Genomic DNA, 15,700 nt, shown 5'->3' with positions numbered 1-15,700 from the left:
ATCAGATTTTCCAGCCGGAATGAATGTTCACGGCCCCGCCGAGGATCGTCTCGACACGGGTCTGCGTAAAGCCCGCCGCCTTGATCATCGCCTCGAACTCGGGCGGGCGCGGGAAGCGGCGGATCGATTCGGCGAGGTAGCGATAGCTTTCCTCGTCATTGGCGATCAGCTTGCCCATCAGCGGCATCAACCGGTGCGAGTAGAGGTCGTAGACTTCCTTGAAGCCGGGCCAGTCGGTGCTGGAGAACTCCATGCAGTAGAACCGCCCGCCATGCTTGAGCACGCGGTGCGCCTCGGCCAGCGCCTCGTCGATGTGGGTCACGTTACGAATGCCGAACACGATCGTGTAGGCATCGAACTGCCGGTCGGAGAAGGTCAGTTCCTCGGCGTTCTGGCACGACCAGACGAGGCCGTCGATCCCGCGCTCCATCGCCCGTTCCACACCCACGTCGAGCATGTCCTGGTTGATGTCGGACACGATCACGTCCGCGCCGCAATCGGCCATGCGGAAGGCGATGTCGCCGGTGCCGCCCGCCATGTCGAGAATCGCCTCGCCCGGCTGCGGTTTGACCCGCCGCACGAAGCGGTCCTTCCACAATCGGTGCATCCCGCCCGACATCGCATCGTTCATCACGTCGTACTTGGCGGCGACGCTGGAAAAGACGCCGCCAACGCGTGCGGTCTTCTCATCGGGGCTGACATCTTCGTAGCCGAAGGAAACGGTATCGCTCATGGAATTGGGCCTTAGGGGGAAAGGTTTGTGGCGTCTATTCGCTAGCTTGGTTTGATCGGCACCAGCCCTCTCCCCCTCCCAACCACCCATGGCATCATCCTGTCGGGTGGTTGGGAGGGGGAGAGGGCTGGCACCGCCTCCGGCGAACCGCCATATCCACCTCGACACGTTCCCAATCGCCGGAAAACCAATGCCCGAACTTCCCGAGGTCGAGACCACCGTGCGCGGGCTCGCCCTTCATCTGGAAAACCGCACCATCACCGCCGCGCGCACCGCGCGGCCCGACATGCGCAGGCCCTTTCCCGAAGGACTGGGGCAGGCGCTGGTCGGCGCGCGGGTGACCGCGCTGGGGCGGCGCGCCAAGTTCGGCCTGATCCATACCGACCGCGACCAGACGCTGATCTTCCATCTGGGGATGAGCGGGCGCTGGCGGATCGATCCCGACCAGCCCGACCGGCACGACCACCTGCTGATCGAAACCGAATCGAATCGATTCGCGCTGAACGACCCACGGCGATTCGGATGGGTCGATCTGGTCGACACGGCCGCGCTCGACGCTTGGCCCAGCTTCGTCACCATGGGGCCCGAACCGCTCGGCCCCGATCTTACCGCCGCCCATCTGCGCGCCGCGTTGGCGGGCCGCAGGCAGGCTATCAAGCTGCTGCTGCTCGACCAGCGAATCGTTGCTGGGCTCGGCAATATCTACGTGTGCGAGGCGCTGTGGCGCGCCCGGATCAGCCCGAAGCGAGCAGGTGGCCGCGTCTCGCTCGCGGCGCTGGAACGGCTGGTTACGGCGATTCGCGAGGTGCTGGAGCAATCGATTCGCGATGGCGGATCGACCTTGCGCGATTATGCCCGGCCCGATGGCGAGCTGGGCTATTTCTCCACCCGGTTCGACGTCTATGGCCGCACCGGCGAATCGTGCCGACGCGAGGACGGCGGCCATATCGCCCGGATCGAACAGGGCGGTCGCAGCACCTGGTATTGCCCGGTCTGCCAGAGGTAGGCTTTCGGCCAATTTCCTTGACGAGCCGGACACCGCGCCCTATGTGCGCGCCCTTCCGGCGAGCAATCGCCGCTTCCAGGCATTGATTTTAAAAGCAGTTGGCTGCGCGCTTCGCGGCCAGAGACAAGGACGACCATGGCCAATACGCCGCAAGCCCGCAAACGCATCCGTCGCAACGAGCGTCGCGCCGAAATCAACGGTGCGCGTATGAGCCGCATCCGCACCTTCCTCAAGAAGGTCGAGAGCGCGATCGAAGGCGGCGACAAGGAAACCGCCCAGACCGCCCTTCGCGCTGCTCAGCCCGAGCTGGCGCGCGGCGTTGCCCGCGGCGTTCTCCACAAGAACACCGCCTCGCGCAAGATGAGCCGGCTTTCCAAGCGGGTTGCCGCTCTCTAAGCTGCTTTCAGACCACAATCTGACCGCGTTTTCGGGGTCGTCGCCGTGTGCGACGGCCCCTTTTGGTTTTGTCTTAAAACCGACGCACGGGCTTCGCGATTCGGCCTAGGAATCCCGCCGATTCGAGGGGCTATCCGGGGCGAAAAAACAGCGTTTACAGCGCCTTAAACGGAAGGCTGCGGCTCACACCACTGTCAATTTCTTTATTTCAAATTCGCTACCATTTCGCGCTTGCCCATCGCCCCCCAGACCTGTCTATTGATCGTCACCGCCGGGGAGGGACACCGCGGCTGGGACTAAATCGAAGATGGCCGGTGGGGGGCCTCAACACTGCTCGCGATGACACGCGATTCCGGTGAAGGGGGCGCTGTATCCATCGAATGTAAACAGGGAACCCCGGAGGCGACACGCGCTTCCGGAAGCGGAGGTCTATTAGCAAGTCATGGCACGTATTCCCGACACGAACGGTGCCGCACGCAAGCGGGCCAAAGGCGAAGGCGAAGATATGGAGCGCGTGGCGCTGGCCGCGGACTGGGACGATATCAGCACCGGCCTGCGCAAGGATCTTGGCCATCAGCTGCACAGCCAGTGGATCAAGCCGGTCCAGCTGGGCGAGTTCGACTCCGAAACCGGCACGCTGGCGCTGTACCTGCCGTCGGAGTTCGCCGCCGAGTGGGTCCGCAAGCATTTCGCCGACCGTCTCTCGCTCGCGTGGAAGATCATGCGTTCCGAGATCAAGACCGTCGCGATCGAGGTGCACCCCAGCCGCAAGCGGATGGCCGACATCTCGCTGGGCGATTCGCGTCGCCCGGCCAATGACGGGCCCGAGCTGCGCGTGGTCTCCGATGGCGGCTTCGGCGATCCGGGCTTCAGCAGCGTCGGCCTTGACGCTTCGCTGACCTTCGCCGCCTTCGTCACCGGCGATGCCAACGTGCTCGCCCGCAACGCCGCGCAGCGGATGGCCGCCAACGAGAAGCCGCAGTTCTCGCCGCTCTACATCAAGGCGGCGACCGGCCAGGGCAAGACGCACCTGCTGCACGCGATCGGCCACCAGTTCCTCAGCCAGCACCCGCGTGCGCGGATCTTCTACTGTTCGGCAGAGCGCTTCATGGTCGAGTTCGTCCAGGCGCTGAAGCAGAACCGGATGATCGAGTTCAAGACGCGCCTGCGCGGCTTCGACCTGCTGCTGGTCGACGATCTGCAGTTCATCATCGGCAAGGCGAGCGCTCAGGAAGAGCTGCTCTATACGATCGATCACCTGCTGTCGGAGGGCAAGCGACTGGTCTTTGCCGCCGACCGCGCGCCGCAGGCCCTCGATTCGGTCGAACCGCGCCTGCTCAGCCGCCTGTCGATGGGTCTGGTCGCGGACATCCAGCCCGCCGATCTGGAACTGCGCCGTTCGATCCTCGAATCGAAGCTGACCCGGTTTGCACCGCTCAGCGTGCCCGACGACGTGGTCGACTTCCTCGCCCGCACGATCACCCGCAACGTGCGCGAGCTGGTCGGTGGCCTCAACAAGCTGATCGCCTATGCCCAGCTGACCGGTCAGCCGGTCTCGCTGCAGCTGGCCGAAGAACAGCTGACCGATATCCTCTCGGCCAACCGCCGCCGGATCACGATCGACGAGATTCAGCGCACCGTGTGCCAGTTCTACCGCATCGACCGCAGCGAGATGAGCAGCAAGCGCCGCACCCGCGCCGTGGTTCGCCCGCGTCAGGTCGCGATGTACCTGTCCAAGGTGCTCACCCCGCGCAGCTACCCCGAGATCGGGCGCAAGTTCGGCGGCCGCGACCACTCCACGGTGATCCACGCGGTCAAGCTGATCGAGGACCTGCGCACCCGCGATGCCGACATGGACGGCGACGTTCGCAGCCTGCTTCGCCAGCTCGAAAGCTGATCGCACTACCCACAGCGGGCCCACACTTAGCCCACAGCCGATCGACAGCTTGCACACCGATTGTCGACAGACCCATCCACAGGTCTGTCGACAGGTCCGCCACAGGCTGCCAACAGCGTGTCCATGGCCAATCCCCAGCCTTGCCCACAGCGAGTCGACTTGCCCGCCACGCTCGGCGCCGCGCTGCTGCGGGGCTTGCGCAGCACCTGCCCGCGCTGCGGCGAGGGGCGGCTGTTTCGCAAGTGGATCAAGCCGGTCGATGCCTGCCCGCATTGCGCGCAGGACTGGTCCGTCCAGCAGGCGGATGACTTCCCCGCCTATATCGGCATCTTCGTGGTCGGGCATCTGCTCGCGCCGGTCGTGATCGCGATGATCGGGACCTACGATATGTCGCCGATCCTGACGCTGGCGATCATCCTGCCGGTCGCGGTGGCGATGCTGCTGGCGATGCTCCAGCCGGTAAAGGGCGGCGTGATCGCCTTCCTGTGGTGGTTCGGCATCGGCAGCTTCGTGCAGGAGCGGCGCGACGAGGATTCCGACAAACCGTGACCATCGCACCCGAACGGCTGGAGCGTTTCGCGCGCCATATCGTGCTGCCCGAAGTGGGCGGCGCGGGGCAGGCCGCGCTGGCGGACATGCATGTCGCCCTGATCGGCCTGGGCGGAATCGGCAGCCCGGCACTGCAATATCTCGCGGGCGCAGGCGTCGGACGCTTCACGCTTGTCGATTCGGGCGATGTCGAGCTCTCCAACCTCCAGCGCCAGACGATCTACACCACCCGCGACATCGGCCATGCCAAGGCGGTCGCCGCACGCCGCTGGCTCGCCAATTTCGACAATGGCCTGACCGCCGATGTGCGTGACGACCGGATCGATGCGGCCAATGCGGCAGCGTTGATCGAGGATGCGGATCTGGTGCTCGACGGGACGGACAATTTCGCCACCCGCCTCGCCGTGTCGGACGCGTGCGTTGCGGCGCGTGTGCCGCTACTCTCCGCCGCGGTGGGCCGCTTCCAGGGCCAGGTCGGCGCGTTTGCGGGGCACCTGCCCGAACACGCCTGTTATCGCTGCTTCGTCGGCGATGCCTTCGATGCCGAGGATTGCGACACCTGCGCCGAAGACGGCGTGCTGGGCGCGATGGTCGGCTGGGTCGGCAGCTTCGCCGCAATGCAGGCGATCCGCGTGCTGTTATGCGGAGTGAGCGCGCTGGGCGATCCGCAATGGGGCACGCTGCACCTGATGGAGGGGCTCAGCCCCGCGATGCGCAGTTTTCAGATTGCGAAAGATCCGGCGTGCAAAGGGTGCGGCTCAGCCGCCTAGCAGCTCGTCCACCCACGCGGGTACGAGTTCTCCCGCCCTGCCCTGACGCGATTCGTCGAACCAGTGCGAGCCTTCGCTGCGTTCGAGATTGAGCTCCAGCGTGCGCGCGCCGTAGGCCGCAGCCTCCTGCACGAAACCTGCTGCAGGATAGACCGCGCCGCTGGTCCCGATCGAGACGAACAGGTCCGCACCGGCCAGCGCGGCATAAATCCGCTCCATCTCGTAGGGCATCTCGCCGAACCACACGATGTCGGGCCGCAACGCGGGCGCGCCGCACGCCTCGCAGAGCGGCGCATTGCTCAGCGGACCGTGCCACTCCATGCGCGCACGGCAGGCCGTGCACAGCGCGCTACGCAGCCGACCGTGCATGTGAAGCACGCTCTTCGCGCCAGCGCGCTCGTGCAGGTCGTCGACGTTCTGGGTGACGATCAGCAAGCTGTGCGATTCGTCACGCGGCCATTCGGACTCGAGCCGGGCGAGCGCCCGGTGCGCCGCATTGGGCTCCACCGTGTCGAGCGCGGCGCGCCGCGCATCGTAGAACCCCTGCACCAGCGCCGGGTTGCGCGCGAACGCCTCGGGCGTGGCGACGTCCTCTATCCGGTGCCGTTCCCACAGCCCGCCCGCGTCGCGGAACGTGTCGATCCCGCTTTCTGCGGAAATTCCTGCGCCGGTCAGGATGACGATGTTGCGAATGTCTGCCATGCACCCATCAAACACCGGCAAGGCGCGAGGGCAATGGCAGCAATCGGAATCATCGGGCGCGACGGGCGCATGGGGCAGGCCATCGCTGCGGCTATCGAGGGCGGCGAGCACACGCTGGCAGGCGCGGTCGACAAGGGCGAGGATGTCGCCGGCCTTGCCGATCGCAGCGAGGTGCTGATCGACTTCTCCGCTCCGCAGGCGCTCGAAAGCAATCTGCACGCCGCCGTCGGCGCAGGCGTTCCGCTACTGATCGGCACGACCGGGCTTGAGGAAGCGCATCACACCGCGATCGACAATGCGGCGCGCGCGGTCGCGGTGCTGCAGACGGGCAATACCTCGCTCGGCGTGACCATGCTCGCGCGGCTGGTGCGCGAGGCGGCAGGGGCGCTGGCGCAGGGCTGGGATGTCGAGATCGTCGAGATGCACCACCGTGCAAAGGTGGATGCACCGTCTGGCACCGCGCTGCTGCTGGGCGAAGCGGCGGCAAGCGGACGCGGGATCGACCTCACGCAGAATTCCGAGCGCGGCCGCGACGGGCACACCGGCGCACGCGGCGATGGCGCGATCGGCTTTGCAAGCCTGCGCGGCGGCACGGTCGCTGGCGAGCACTCGGTCATCCTGGCAGGCGAGAACGAGCGCATCGTGCTCAGCCACGTGGCCGAGGACCGCACGCTGTTCGCCCGCGGCGCGCTGACCGGCGCGGATTGGCTGATCGGCAAGCCGCCCGGGCGCTATTCGATGGAAGACGTGCTGGGAATCTGATCGGGCATGACCAAGGACCAGATCTTCGAATTCTTTAGCAGGCTGGCGGAGGGCGATCCCTCACCCGAGACCGAGCTGGAATACGGCAACCCGTATCAGCTGCTGGTCGCAGTGACGCTGAGCGCGCAGGCGACCGATGTTGGGGTCAACAAGGCGACCCGTGCGCTGTTCGCGGACGTAAAGACACCGCAGCAGATGATTGATCTGGGCGAGGATGGGCTGAAGGAGCACATCAAGACGATCGGGCTCTTCAACTCCAAGGCGAAGAACGTGATCGCGATGGCACGGCTGCTGGTCGACGAGCATGGCGGCGAGGTTCCGCAGACGCGTGAGGAACTCGTCACGCTGCCCGGTGTCGGCCGTAAGACCGCCAATGTCGTGCTCAACTGCGCCTTCGGGCAAGAAACCTTCGCGGTCGACACGCACATCTTCCGCGTCGGCAACCGCACCGGCCTCGCCAAAGGCAAGACGCCCGAGGCGGTCGAGGCGAAGCTGGAAAAGCGCGTCCCCGGTCCATTTCGCCTTCACGCACACCACTGGCTGATCCTGCACGGCCGCTACGTGTGCAAGGCGCGCACGCCCGAATGCTGGCGATGCGAGGTTTCCGATCTGTGCAGCTACCGCAAGAAGGTGGTAGAACCGCCCAAGGCGCGGCGCTGATTCTCGCCGCGCGCAGGTCGCAGCGGAGAACCCCCATGATGAAACTTGCAGCAGCCCCCCTTGCCGGAATGATCGCGCTGTGCGCCTGTGCGCCGGTCGACCAGCCGGACACCGTGCCTGCCGAGGTCAAGCCTGCGGTGCAGGTCACCGGCGCGGCGAAGAGCTGCATTTCCGCCTCGCTCGTACGTAACACCAAGGTGCGCGGCGACGGGGTGATCGATTTCGAGCTCGACGACGGCAAGATCTATCGCAACGCACTGTCGCAAGGCTGCCCCGCGCTGCGCCGCGGCGATGCCATCGCCTACGATGTGCGCGGCGGCAACCTGTGCAGCGGGGAGATCGTCTTCGAGCTCAACAATATCGGCGGCCAGCTCTCGCGCGGTGCCGCCTGCGGCCTCGGCGAGTTCGTGCCGGTCGAATATGCCGACACGGTCAGCGGTGCGCCGGCAACGATGGACAACTAGCCCACGCTAGACATCGTCCGCGCTGGCGAGCTCGGCCTTGTCGATCTCGCCCAGCATGGTCGCCGTGGCCACCGTCACCGTGGCATCGCCGGTGACGTTGGTCGCGGTGCGCATCATGTCCATGATCCGGTCGACGCCCGCAACGAAGGCAATGGTTTCCAGCGGCACGCCAACGGCGGTGAAGATCGCGCCCATCATCACCAGCCCGCCGCCGGGGATCCCCGCCGCGCCGATCGAGCCCACGGTCGCGAGCAGGGCGATCATCCCGTAATCGCCCCAGCTCAGATCGACCCCGAAGATCTGCGCGCCGAACAGCGTCGCAAGACCGAGGTACATCGCCGTTCCGTCCATATTGATGGTCGAGCCGAGCGAGACGATGAAGCTGGAAGTGGGGCGGCTGACACCGAGGTTGCGCTGGGTGCAGCGCAGCGTCACCGGCAGCGTCGCGCTGGAGGAAGCGGTCGAATAGGCCACTGCGATCGCATCGATCATTCCCCGAAAGAAGCCGATCACCGACACGCGCGACAGCAGCAGGATGGCGACGTACATGATCGCAATGATCAGCAGGCACCCGGCATAGTTGAGCGCGACCAGCTTGCCGAGCGCGGCGACGGCATCAAGGCCGAGCGTGCCGACCACCCAAGCGATCAGCGCGAAAACGCCGAAAGGCGTGAGTTCCATGATCACCATCGTGATCTTCTGGAAGATCACCGCGCCCGCATCGAAGGCACCGGCGACTGCCGCCACCGCACCTCTTGTCGCGCCCGGCGCCTCGGGGTTTTCCTTATCCTCTTCCCGCTTGGCGAGCAGGATGCCGATGCCGACCAGCAGGGAGAAAACGATCAGCGGCAGCACGTTGACGTCCGCCATCACCTTCACCGGACTGACCGGGATCATCGAGCGGACCATTTCGCGCCAGTCGAAGGGCGCAGGCTCGGGCACCGCACCCATCTCGATCCCGCTCGTGTCGAGGCCGATGCCGGGCGCGAAGAAGGTCCCCAGCCCCAGGCCCAGCCAAACCGCGATCTGGCCGGTAACCACGAACAGGAGGATTGCGCGCCAGCCGACGCTGCCCAGCTTGCCGAGATCGCCAATCGCGGTCACCCCCGACACCAGGCTGAGGAAGATCAGCGGGACGATCAGCATCTTGATGAAGTCGATGAAGACATCGCCGACGATCTTGATGCTCTCGGCATCCTCGCCCCAGAAATACCCAACGATCGCGCCCAGTATCAGCGCGAGCAGCACGCGCGCCCACAGCGGTGTGGCGAACCAGGCCTTGAACATTCACTTCCCCCTAGAATCTCTAGCCGCCTCTAGTGCCGTTGCCGGAGGAAGACGGCAAGCCTTGCGCGTTCAGCTCTCCAATGCGGCGCGTGCAACCCGCGCATAAATCCGCGCAAGGACGGCAAGGTCCGCCACCGCGACCGCTTCGTCCGTCTTGTGCATGGTCGCGTTGACCAGCCCGAACTCGATCACCGGGCAGACGCTGCGCAGGAACCGGGCGTCCGACGTCCCCCCGCTGGTGGAGGCTTCGGGCACCACGCCCGTCTCCGCCTCCACCGCAGCGGCGATCAGGCCGGAAAACTCGCCCGGGGGGGTCAGGAACGGCTCGCCCGAAATCACGGGCCGCACGTCGACCCGATGCCGTGCGCAGATCGTGGTGACTTTCTCGCTCAGCGAGGCGCCCGAGTGCAGATCGTTGAAGCGGATGGACAGCCGCGCCCGCGCCTCGCCGGGAATGACGTTGTGCGCCGGATTGCCGACTTCGATATCGGTGATCTCCAGATTGCTCGGCTGGAACCAGTCGGTGCCCTCGTCCAGCTCGAGCGCTTCCAGTTCCGCCATCGCGGCGACGAGGCGCGGGATCGGGTTGTCGGCAAGATGCGGATAGGCGACGTGGCCCTGCGTGCCCTTGGCGCTAAGCCACATGTTGACCGAGCCCCGGCGGCCGATCTTCATCATGTCGCCCAGCCGGTTCACGCTGGTGGGCTCGCCGACGAGGCACAGGTCCGGCGCCTGCTCGTTCGCATGCATGAAGTCGATCAGCGCGCGCGTGCCGTGCAGCGCGGGCCCTTCCTCGTCGCCGGTGATGATGAAGCTGATCGTCCCGGCATCGGCGGGCACCTTCGCAACGGCGGCAACCATGCAGGCGATCGCGCCCTTCATGTCGACCGCGCCGCGCCCGTAGAGCAGGTCGCCCCTGATTTCGGGCGCAAATGCGCCGCTTTCCCAGCCCTCTCCCGGCGGGACCACATCGAGGTGCCCGGCGAAGGCGAAGTGCTTCGGCCCCGCTCCGGTGCGGATCGCGAACAGGTTCTCGACCGGTGCATCGTCCGACCCGGCAGGCCCGCTACCGCGCGTGAAGCGATGGACGGTGAAGCCGAGCGGCTCCAGCATCGCCTGCATCTCATCGAACACCGCTCCGGTTGCGGGGGTGACGCTGGGCGCGGCGAGCAGCCGCTTGGCGAGGTCGAGAACATCAGTCATGTCTTGCGCGCTAGCAGGAGACTTCGCCGATGCCCAAGCTCGATCTCGATGCGATCCCTCAGACCAACGCGACCGGCTATCCCGCCCCGTTCGACCGCGAAGTGCAGGGCCGCTGGTATCGCCGTCTTGCGCCCGTTGCCGGACTGACGCGGATGGGGGCGAGCCATGTGACGCTCAAGCCCGGCGCATGGTCGAGCCAGCGCCACTGGCACAGCGCGGAGGACGAGCTGGTGGTGATGCTGGCGGGCGAGGCGGTGCTGGTCGAGGATGAGGGCGAGACCGTTATCAGACCCGGCGATGTCATCGCTTGGGCGGCAGGCGCAGAAAACGGCCACCACCTTCAGAACCGCAGCGACGCCGATTGCGTGTTCGTGGCGATCAGCGCGGGGCCGAAGGCCGACGACTCAGGCGAATATCCCGATATCGACATGGTGTTCGATGCCGAAGGCTACGCGCGCAAGGACGGCACGCGCTACGCGGCCAAGCGTACGCCCTAGTCGCCCGCGGGCTCAGGCAGCGGTCCCGGCTCCATCGCGCGGTCGAGCAGGTCGGCGATCCGCAAGCCGGCCTGCGTCACGCGGCGCTGCGATACCGGAACCGCCGCTTCGATCGCCTGCTGCGTCATCGCGGTCTCGTCCGGCAGCGGGCCGTCGAGCGGGCTACGGCCGAAGGCATTGGGGTAGACGAAGTCGCGCGCGGTCTCCCAGCTTTCGCGGCCCCAGTCGGCAGGCGTGCCGCCCGCGAGCTCCGCGCGCTCGGCGGCGGTGTAGCGGCGCACCAGAGAAGGCCGCGCGCTGGTGATCGCGCGCTCGGCCAGCGGTCCGTCCCAGATCCAGTGCAGGTTCAGCCCCGGCGCGATGCCATAGGCAGCCTCGCGGTCGTTGCCGCCCCGGTCGTCCAGATCGCCCGAGTGCAGCGGCATGTGGATGTCGCCGGTGAAGTGGACTACGAAGGCGAGCGCTTGCAAGCGGACATTGGCGGGCAGGCTCTCGTCCGCGAGGATGCGGAAATTGCGCTCGATCTGCGCGCTGACGCAATTGCCGCCGGAGCAGTTCTTGCGCACGTCGTAATCCTCGGTCACCGGCTCGGTCTGGTAATGCCACGCCGAGGTATAGCCCCAGCGCCAGCCTTCGCGCCGGATGCAGTCGGGCCAGGTCGCCGCCTCCACCAGATTGCCCAGCGGGCAGTCGGGCGTGCCGATCAGCGGCTCGGCGGCGAACAGCCTGTCGAGCTTTGCGCGCGTCTCGGGCCGGATATTGGCCTGCGCGATCTCTGCGGTGATGCCGTGAGCATAATAGCCCCAGGCATGGCCCGCGCTCGGCAGCAGCAAGGCGATGCCCGCCAGCGCAGCGCCGATGCGCATGCCAACCCCGCGCCTCAAGCCTGTGGCACGCTTTCGTATTGTTCGATGACCCATTGTTCGTCCTCGGCGGCGGCAATCCATTGCTGGAGCCAGTCGTGCGTCCAGACCGCCTGCATGTAGCTGTCGGCGAAGCCCGGTACCCCGAAGCCATAGGTGATGAAACGGCTGACTACGGGGGCGTAGAAGATATCCGCCGCGCCGAAGGTGCCGAACAGGAACGGCCCGCCACTGCCGAAGCGCGCACGCGCCTCCGCCCACAGGCCGAGGATGCGCACGACGTCGTGCCGGGTGCCTTCGGAAATCTTCACTTCCGTGTGCCGCGCGCGGATGTTCATCGGGCATTCGCGCCGCAGCGACAGGTACGAGCTGTGCATTTCGGCGACCATTGCGCGGGCCATCGCGCGCGCCGCGTCTTCCTTCGGCCAGAAGCGATCGCGACCGACCTTGTCGGCCAGATATTCGAGGATTGCGAGACTGTCCCACACGACTGCCTCCCCATTCTCGTTGGTGTCCCACAGCACCGGCACCTTGCCTGACGAGGGCGTGAGGTCGCCCTCCTTCTGCTTGAGCGCGTCCCAATCCTCGCCGAACAGCGGGACGAGCAGCTCTTCGAAGGAGAGGCCCGCCTGCTTGCACGCCAGCCAGCCGCGCAGGCTCCAGCTGGAATAGTTCTTGTTGCCGATAATCAGTTTCATGGGTCTGTCGCGTCGGGCCTTACCGGGATGAACCTCGCGCCTAGAGCGCCACTTCGCCGCTGTCGAGCGTGGCGGCGATGACAGGCAAGAGGCTTACGGGGTCAGCGCGTCGGCCACAATCGCTGCGCGCAGGGCCGCGATCCCCTGCCCCTTTTCGGCACTGGTCAGGTGGATTTCGGGGTAGGCTGCGGGATGCTTCTTGGCCTCGGCGGCGACCTTGTCGTGCGTTTCGGCAAGCGCGCTCGCCTTGATCTTGTCGCTCTTGGTCAGGACGATGCGATAGCCAACGGCCGCCTCGTCGAGCATCTTCATCATCGCCCGGTCGGTGTCTTTGAGGCCATGGCGGCTGTCGACCAGGACGAGGGCGCGCGCCAGCACCGGCCGTCCGCGCAGGTAGGTGCGGACCACGTTCTGCCACTTCTCGACCACGCTCTTGGGCGCCTTCGCAAAACCGTAGCCGGGCATGTCGACCAGCCTGAACTGGGTCGGCTGGCCCACCTCGAAAATATTGAGCTCCTGCGTGCGTCCCGGCGTGACAGAGGCGCGCGCGATGCCCTTGCGCATGGTCAGCGCGTTGAGCAGCGAGCTTTTGCCCACGTTGGAGCGGCCCGCCAGCGCAATTTCCGGCACGGTCGGTTCGGGCAGGAACTTGAGCTGCGGGGCGGACAGCAGGAATTCGACCCGCCCGCTCACCATGCGCGCAGCGGCGACCTCCTCAGGCGTCTGCGGGCCCGGGCCGGGGGCGCTCACGCCTTGCTTTCCGACTGCGCCTTGGCTGCCTTTTCCGCCCGTTCCTTCTCCGCCGCCTCACGCAGCTGCGGGTGCTTGGAATAGAGGTACTTCTGCTGCGCCAGCGTCAGGATGTTGGAGGTGTTCCAGTACAGCAGCAGCCCGGCCGCGAAGGGCGACATCACGAACATCATCACCCACGGCATGATCGAGAAGACCTGCTGCTGCACCGGGTCCATCGCCGCCGGATTGAGGCGGAAGGTGAGCCACATGGTGAAGCCCAGCAGCAGCGCGAGCGGGCCGAGAGCAAGCATGCCCGGCACCTCGAACGGAAGCATGCCGAACAGGTTGAGGATATGCGCCGGGTCGGGCGCGGACAGGTCCCTGATCCAGAAAATGAACGGCTGGTGGCGCATCTCGATCGCGAGGATCAGCACCTTGTATAGCGCGAAGAACACTGGAATCTGCAGCAGCATCGGCAGGCATCCCGCAACCGGATTGACGCCGCGTTCCTTGAACAGCTTCTGCATCTCCTGCTGCTGGGTGACCTTGTCGTCCTTGTGCTTCTCCTGCAGCTTTTTCATTTCCGGCTGGATCGCCTTCATGCTCGCCATGCTGGAGAAGCCCTTCTGGGCGATCGGGAACATCAGCCCGCGCACGATGCAGGTCAGCAGGATGATCGCGACGCCGAAATTGCCGACGACCGAGAAGATCTGGCGCAGCAGCCACAGGATCGGCTTTTCGAACCAGCGGAACCAGCCCCAGTCGATCGCGAGGCCGAACTGCGCGATGCCTGCATCCTGATAGGCATCGAGCACATTGCTTTCCTTCGCGCCCGCGAACAGCCGCGAGGTGCGGGTGATCTGGCGTCCGGGCTGCAGGGTCGCCGGATTGTAGATCAGGTCGGCGCGGAACAGATTGTCGCCGAGCGAGCGAAAACCGGTGTCAGGCGCGCTCCCGGCTTCGGGGATCAGCGCGCCCAGCCAGTAGATGTCCGTAAAGCCGAGCCAGGCCGGGTCGGCCCCGCCAGAGACCACCTTCTGTTCGACCACGTCGTCGTAGTCCGGCCCATAGTCGACCGTGCCGCCGAAGGTGCCGATCGGCCCGGAATGCGAAATCCAGGTGCTCTTGCTCGCGGTCAGGCTGGTGCGGGTAATGGTCGCGAAGGGGGAGACGACCACCGGCGCGTCGCCGGTATTGGCAACGGTCTGCTCCGCGGTGATCATGTAGTTGTCGTCGATCGACAGGCGGATGCGGAAGCGCTGGCCCTGCGCATTGTCCCACCTGAGATCGATCGGGGTGTCGGGCGTCAGCGCCTCACCGCTCGCCTGCCACACGGTGTCCGCACCAGGCACCTGCGTGCCCTCGCCCACGAAGCCGAACTGCGCGAAGTTCTGGATCGGCGTGCCGGCGGGCGCGAACAGCTGCACCGGGCCGCTATCCTTGTCGACCGTCGCGCGGTGGTCCTTGAGCTCGATATCGTCGATCCGCGCGCCGACGAGGTTGATCGACCCTTCTACGCGCGGCGCGTCGATCGCGACGCGGTTGCCCGCGCTCAGAGCTTCGTCGAGATCGACCGCTTCATCGATCGCGGCGGCGGCGATGGCGGGATTTTGCCCCGTGTCCTGCGTAACGCGCTGTTCCGGCGTCGTCGCCCGGTCGACCTGCTCAGTCTCCGGCGGGGTCGGATAGTAATAGGTGACCGCGGCTTCGTAGCCGAGAATCAGGATGCCGCACAGCACCACGGCGAGGATGAGATTGCGCTGGTTGTCCAAGAACTGCGGTCCTGCTGGTAGTCGTAACGCGAAAGGGAGCGGGGTTGGGCCTTGGCCCTAGGGCACCGGGTCCGGGCCGTGGCCACCCCATGGATGACAGCGCATTATACGCTTGAAGCCCAGCCATCCACCCTTGATTGGCCCATGCTTCTCGATCGCCTCGATCGCATATTGGGAACAGCTGGGCTGGAACCGGCAGGAGGGCGGCAGGATCGCGCTGGGGCCAAGCTGCCAGCCGCGGATCAGCAGCACCATGACACGTCTGACCGGCTTCATCTCGTGCGCTTCCTGCGCGGCGGACGCCCGCGCTGCCCTTCGCCGCGTGCAGCCTTCGCCAGTGCGCCGACCAGTTCGCTGGAAAGCTTGGTGAAATCGCGTTCCACCCCACCATCGCGGCCGATCAGCACATGATCGTGATCGGGCAGGCCGTGTTCGGGCAGATGAGCCCACAGCAGCTCGCGAAAGCGGCGCTTCATCCGGTTGCGCACGACCGCGTTGCCGATCTTCTTGGTCACGGTGATGCCGTAGCGCATCCCGCGCCCCTCGTTGGGGCGCACCAGCAGCACGAAGCCGCGCGCGGGCACGCGCAGACCGCGATTAGCCGCGAGGAAATCCGCGCGGGCGGTCAACACATCCTGGCTGGTTACACGCGTGCTCATGGAACCCGGAAAGGCAAACGGGCCCCCGATCGGGAGCCCGCAAGCTTGAG

General features: G+C 66.1%; 19 protein-coding genes. 9 read left to right on the top strand and 10 right to left on the bottom strand.

The window, feature by feature from the left end; translation table 11 throughout:
* Position 1: 1 nt before the first annotated feature.
* Positions 2-733: a class I SAM-dependent methyltransferase gene (locus K7H93_RS08510; protein WP_230783267.1), complete on the bottom strand. Its 732-nt coding sequence runs from the start codon at positions 731-733 to the stop codon at positions 2-4.
* Between the two features lie 190 nt (positions 734-923).
* Between K7H93_RS08510 and mutM the strand changes: the two genes are divergently transcribed.
* The 5 genes from mutM to K7H93_RS08485 all read left to right on the top strand — a co-directional run bounded on the left by mutM (position 924) and on the right by K7H93_RS08485 (position 5,351).
* A complete protein-coding gene (gene mutM / locus K7H93_RS08505) occupies positions 924-1,739 on the top strand; it encodes a bifunctional DNA-formamidopyrimidine glycosylase/DNA-(apurinic or apyrimidinic site) lyase (RefSeq protein ID WP_230783266.1) in 816 nt (271 codons plus the stop codon).
* Between the two features lie 135 nt (positions 1,740-1,874).
* A complete protein-coding gene (rpsT, locus tag K7H93_RS08500; protein WP_010235894.1) occupies positions 1,875-2,135 on the top strand; it encodes a 30S ribosomal protein S20 in 261 nt (86 codons plus the stop codon).
* A gap of 442 nt (positions 2,136-2,577) precedes the next feature.
* A complete protein-coding gene (dnaA, locus tag K7H93_RS08495) occupies positions 2,578-4,032 on the top strand; it encodes a chromosomal replication initiator protein DnaA (RefSeq protein WP_230783265.1) in 1,455 nt (484 codons plus the stop codon).
* A 123-nt stretch (positions 4,033-4,155) separates the two neighbouring features.
* Positions 4,156-4,581 carry a DUF983 domain-containing protein gene (locus K7H93_RS08490; protein WP_230783264.1) on the top strand — a complete coding sequence of 142 codons (426 nt, stop codon included), beginning with the start codon at positions 4,156-4,158 and terminating at the stop codon, positions 4,579-4,581.
* Positions 4,578-5,351, top strand: a complete 774-nt coding sequence (locus tag K7H93_RS08485; RefSeq protein WP_010235904.1) for a HesA/MoeB/ThiF family protein — start codon at positions 4,578-4,580, stop codon at positions 5,349-5,351. Before K7H93_RS08490 ends, K7H93_RS08485 begins: the two co-directional genes overlap by 4 nt.
* Here the strand turns inward: K7H93_RS08485 and K7H93_RS08480 are convergent.
* Complete coding sequence (locus K7H93_RS08480) at positions 5,340-6,053, bottom strand: NAD-dependent deacylase (protein WP_230783263.1); 714 nt, start codon at positions 6,051-6,053, stop codon at positions 5,340-5,342. The two genes, K7H93_RS08485 and K7H93_RS08480, sit on opposite strands and share 12 nt — an antisense overlap.
* A 33-nt stretch (positions 6,054-6,086) precedes the next feature.
* Here K7H93_RS08480 and dapB point away from each other — a divergent pair, with 33 nt between their 5' ends.
* The 3 genes from dapB to K7H93_RS08465 are packed head-to-tail and all read left to right on the top strand — an operon-like array spanning position 6,087 to position 7,939.
* Positions 6,087-6,815: a 4-hydroxy-tetrahydrodipicolinate reductase gene (gene dapB / locus K7H93_RS08475; RefSeq protein ID WP_230783262.1), complete on the top strand. Its 729-nt coding sequence runs from the start codon at positions 6,087-6,089 to the stop codon at positions 6,813-6,815.
* Positions 6,816-6,821: 6 nt separating this feature from the next.
* Complete coding sequence (nth, locus tag K7H93_RS08470; RefSeq protein WP_054527146.1) at positions 6,822-7,475, top strand: endonuclease III; 654 nt, start codon at positions 6,822-6,824, stop codon at positions 7,473-7,475.
* Between the two features lie 35 nt (positions 7,476-7,510).
* Positions 7,511-7,939, top strand: coding sequence for a hypothetical protein (locus tag K7H93_RS08465; RefSeq protein ID WP_230783261.1), 429 nt, complete (start codon positions 7,511-7,513; stop codon positions 7,937-7,939).
* Positions 7,940-7,945: 6 nt separating this feature from the next.
* Here K7H93_RS08465 and K7H93_RS08460 read toward each other — a convergent pair whose 3' ends face one another.
* Together K7H93_RS08460 and dapE are read right to left on the bottom strand one after the other, a co-directional pair.
* On the bottom strand, positions 7,946-9,226 hold the full coding sequence (locus K7H93_RS08460) for a dicarboxylate/amino acid:cation symporter (RefSeq protein ID WP_010235917.1): 1,281 nt from the start codon (positions 9,224-9,226) through the stop codon (positions 7,946-7,948).
* Between the two features lie 69 nt (positions 9,227-9,295).
* Positions 9,296-10,429: a succinyl-diaminopimelate desuccinylase gene (gene dapE / locus K7H93_RS08455; RefSeq protein WP_230783260.1), complete on the bottom strand. Its 1,134-nt coding sequence runs from the start codon at positions 10,427-10,429 to the stop codon at positions 9,296-9,298.
* Positions 10,430-10,458: 29 nt separating this feature from the next.
* Here dapE and K7H93_RS08450 point away from each other — a divergent pair, with 29 nt between their 5' ends.
* On the top strand, positions 10,459-10,926 hold the full coding sequence (locus tag K7H93_RS08450) for a cupin domain-containing protein (protein WP_230783259.1): 468 nt from the start codon (positions 10,459-10,461) through the stop codon (positions 10,924-10,926).
* Here the strand turns inward: K7H93_RS08450 and K7H93_RS08445 are convergent.
* The 6 genes from K7H93_RS08445 to rnpA form a co-directional block, all read right to left on the bottom strand.
* Positions 10,923-11,792: a S1/P1 nuclease gene (locus K7H93_RS08445; RefSeq protein WP_230783258.1), complete on the bottom strand. Its 870-nt coding sequence runs from the start codon at positions 11,790-11,792 to the stop codon at positions 10,923-10,925. The two genes, K7H93_RS08450 and K7H93_RS08445, sit on opposite strands and share 4 nt — an antisense overlap.
* A gap of 14 nt (positions 11,793-11,806) precedes the next feature.
* Complete coding sequence (locus K7H93_RS08440; RefSeq protein WP_230783257.1) at positions 11,807-12,487, bottom strand: glutathione S-transferase family protein; 681 nt, start codon at positions 12,485-12,487, stop codon at positions 11,807-11,809.
* Between the two features lie 93 nt (positions 12,488-12,580).
* A complete protein-coding gene (yihA, locus tag K7H93_RS08435; protein WP_082379120.1) occupies positions 12,581-13,183 on the bottom strand; it encodes a ribosome biogenesis GTP-binding protein YihA/YsxC in 603 nt (200 codons plus the stop codon).
* 50 nt (positions 13,184-13,233) lie between these two features.
* Positions 13,234-14,991 carry a membrane protein insertase YidC gene (yidC, locus tag K7H93_RS08430; protein ID WP_230783256.1) on the bottom strand — a complete coding sequence of 586 codons (1,758 nt, stop codon included), beginning with the start codon at positions 14,989-14,991 and terminating at the stop codon, positions 13,234-13,236.
* A gap of 57 nt (positions 14,992-15,048) precedes the next feature.
* Positions 15,049-15,267, bottom strand: coding sequence for a membrane protein insertion efficiency factor YidD (gene yidD / locus K7H93_RS08425; RefSeq protein WP_029140352.1), 219 nt, complete (start codon positions 15,265-15,267; stop codon positions 15,049-15,051).
* Complete coding sequence (gene rnpA, locus K7H93_RS08420; protein ID WP_226662983.1) at positions 15,264-15,650, bottom strand: ribonuclease P protein component; 387 nt, start codon at positions 15,648-15,650, stop codon at positions 15,264-15,266. Before rnpA ends, yidD begins: the two co-directional genes overlap by 4 nt.
* Between the last annotated feature and the right edge of the window lie 50 nt (positions 15,651-15,700).

It is taken from the genome of Citromicrobium bathyomarinum, assembly GCF_021021475.1.
GTDB classification, from domain to species: Bacteria; Pseudomonadota; Alphaproteobacteria; order Sphingomonadales; family Sphingomonadaceae; genus Alteriqipengyuania; species Alteriqipengyuania bathyomarina.
This window is presented reverse-complemented; position numbering and strand designations above follow the sequence as displayed.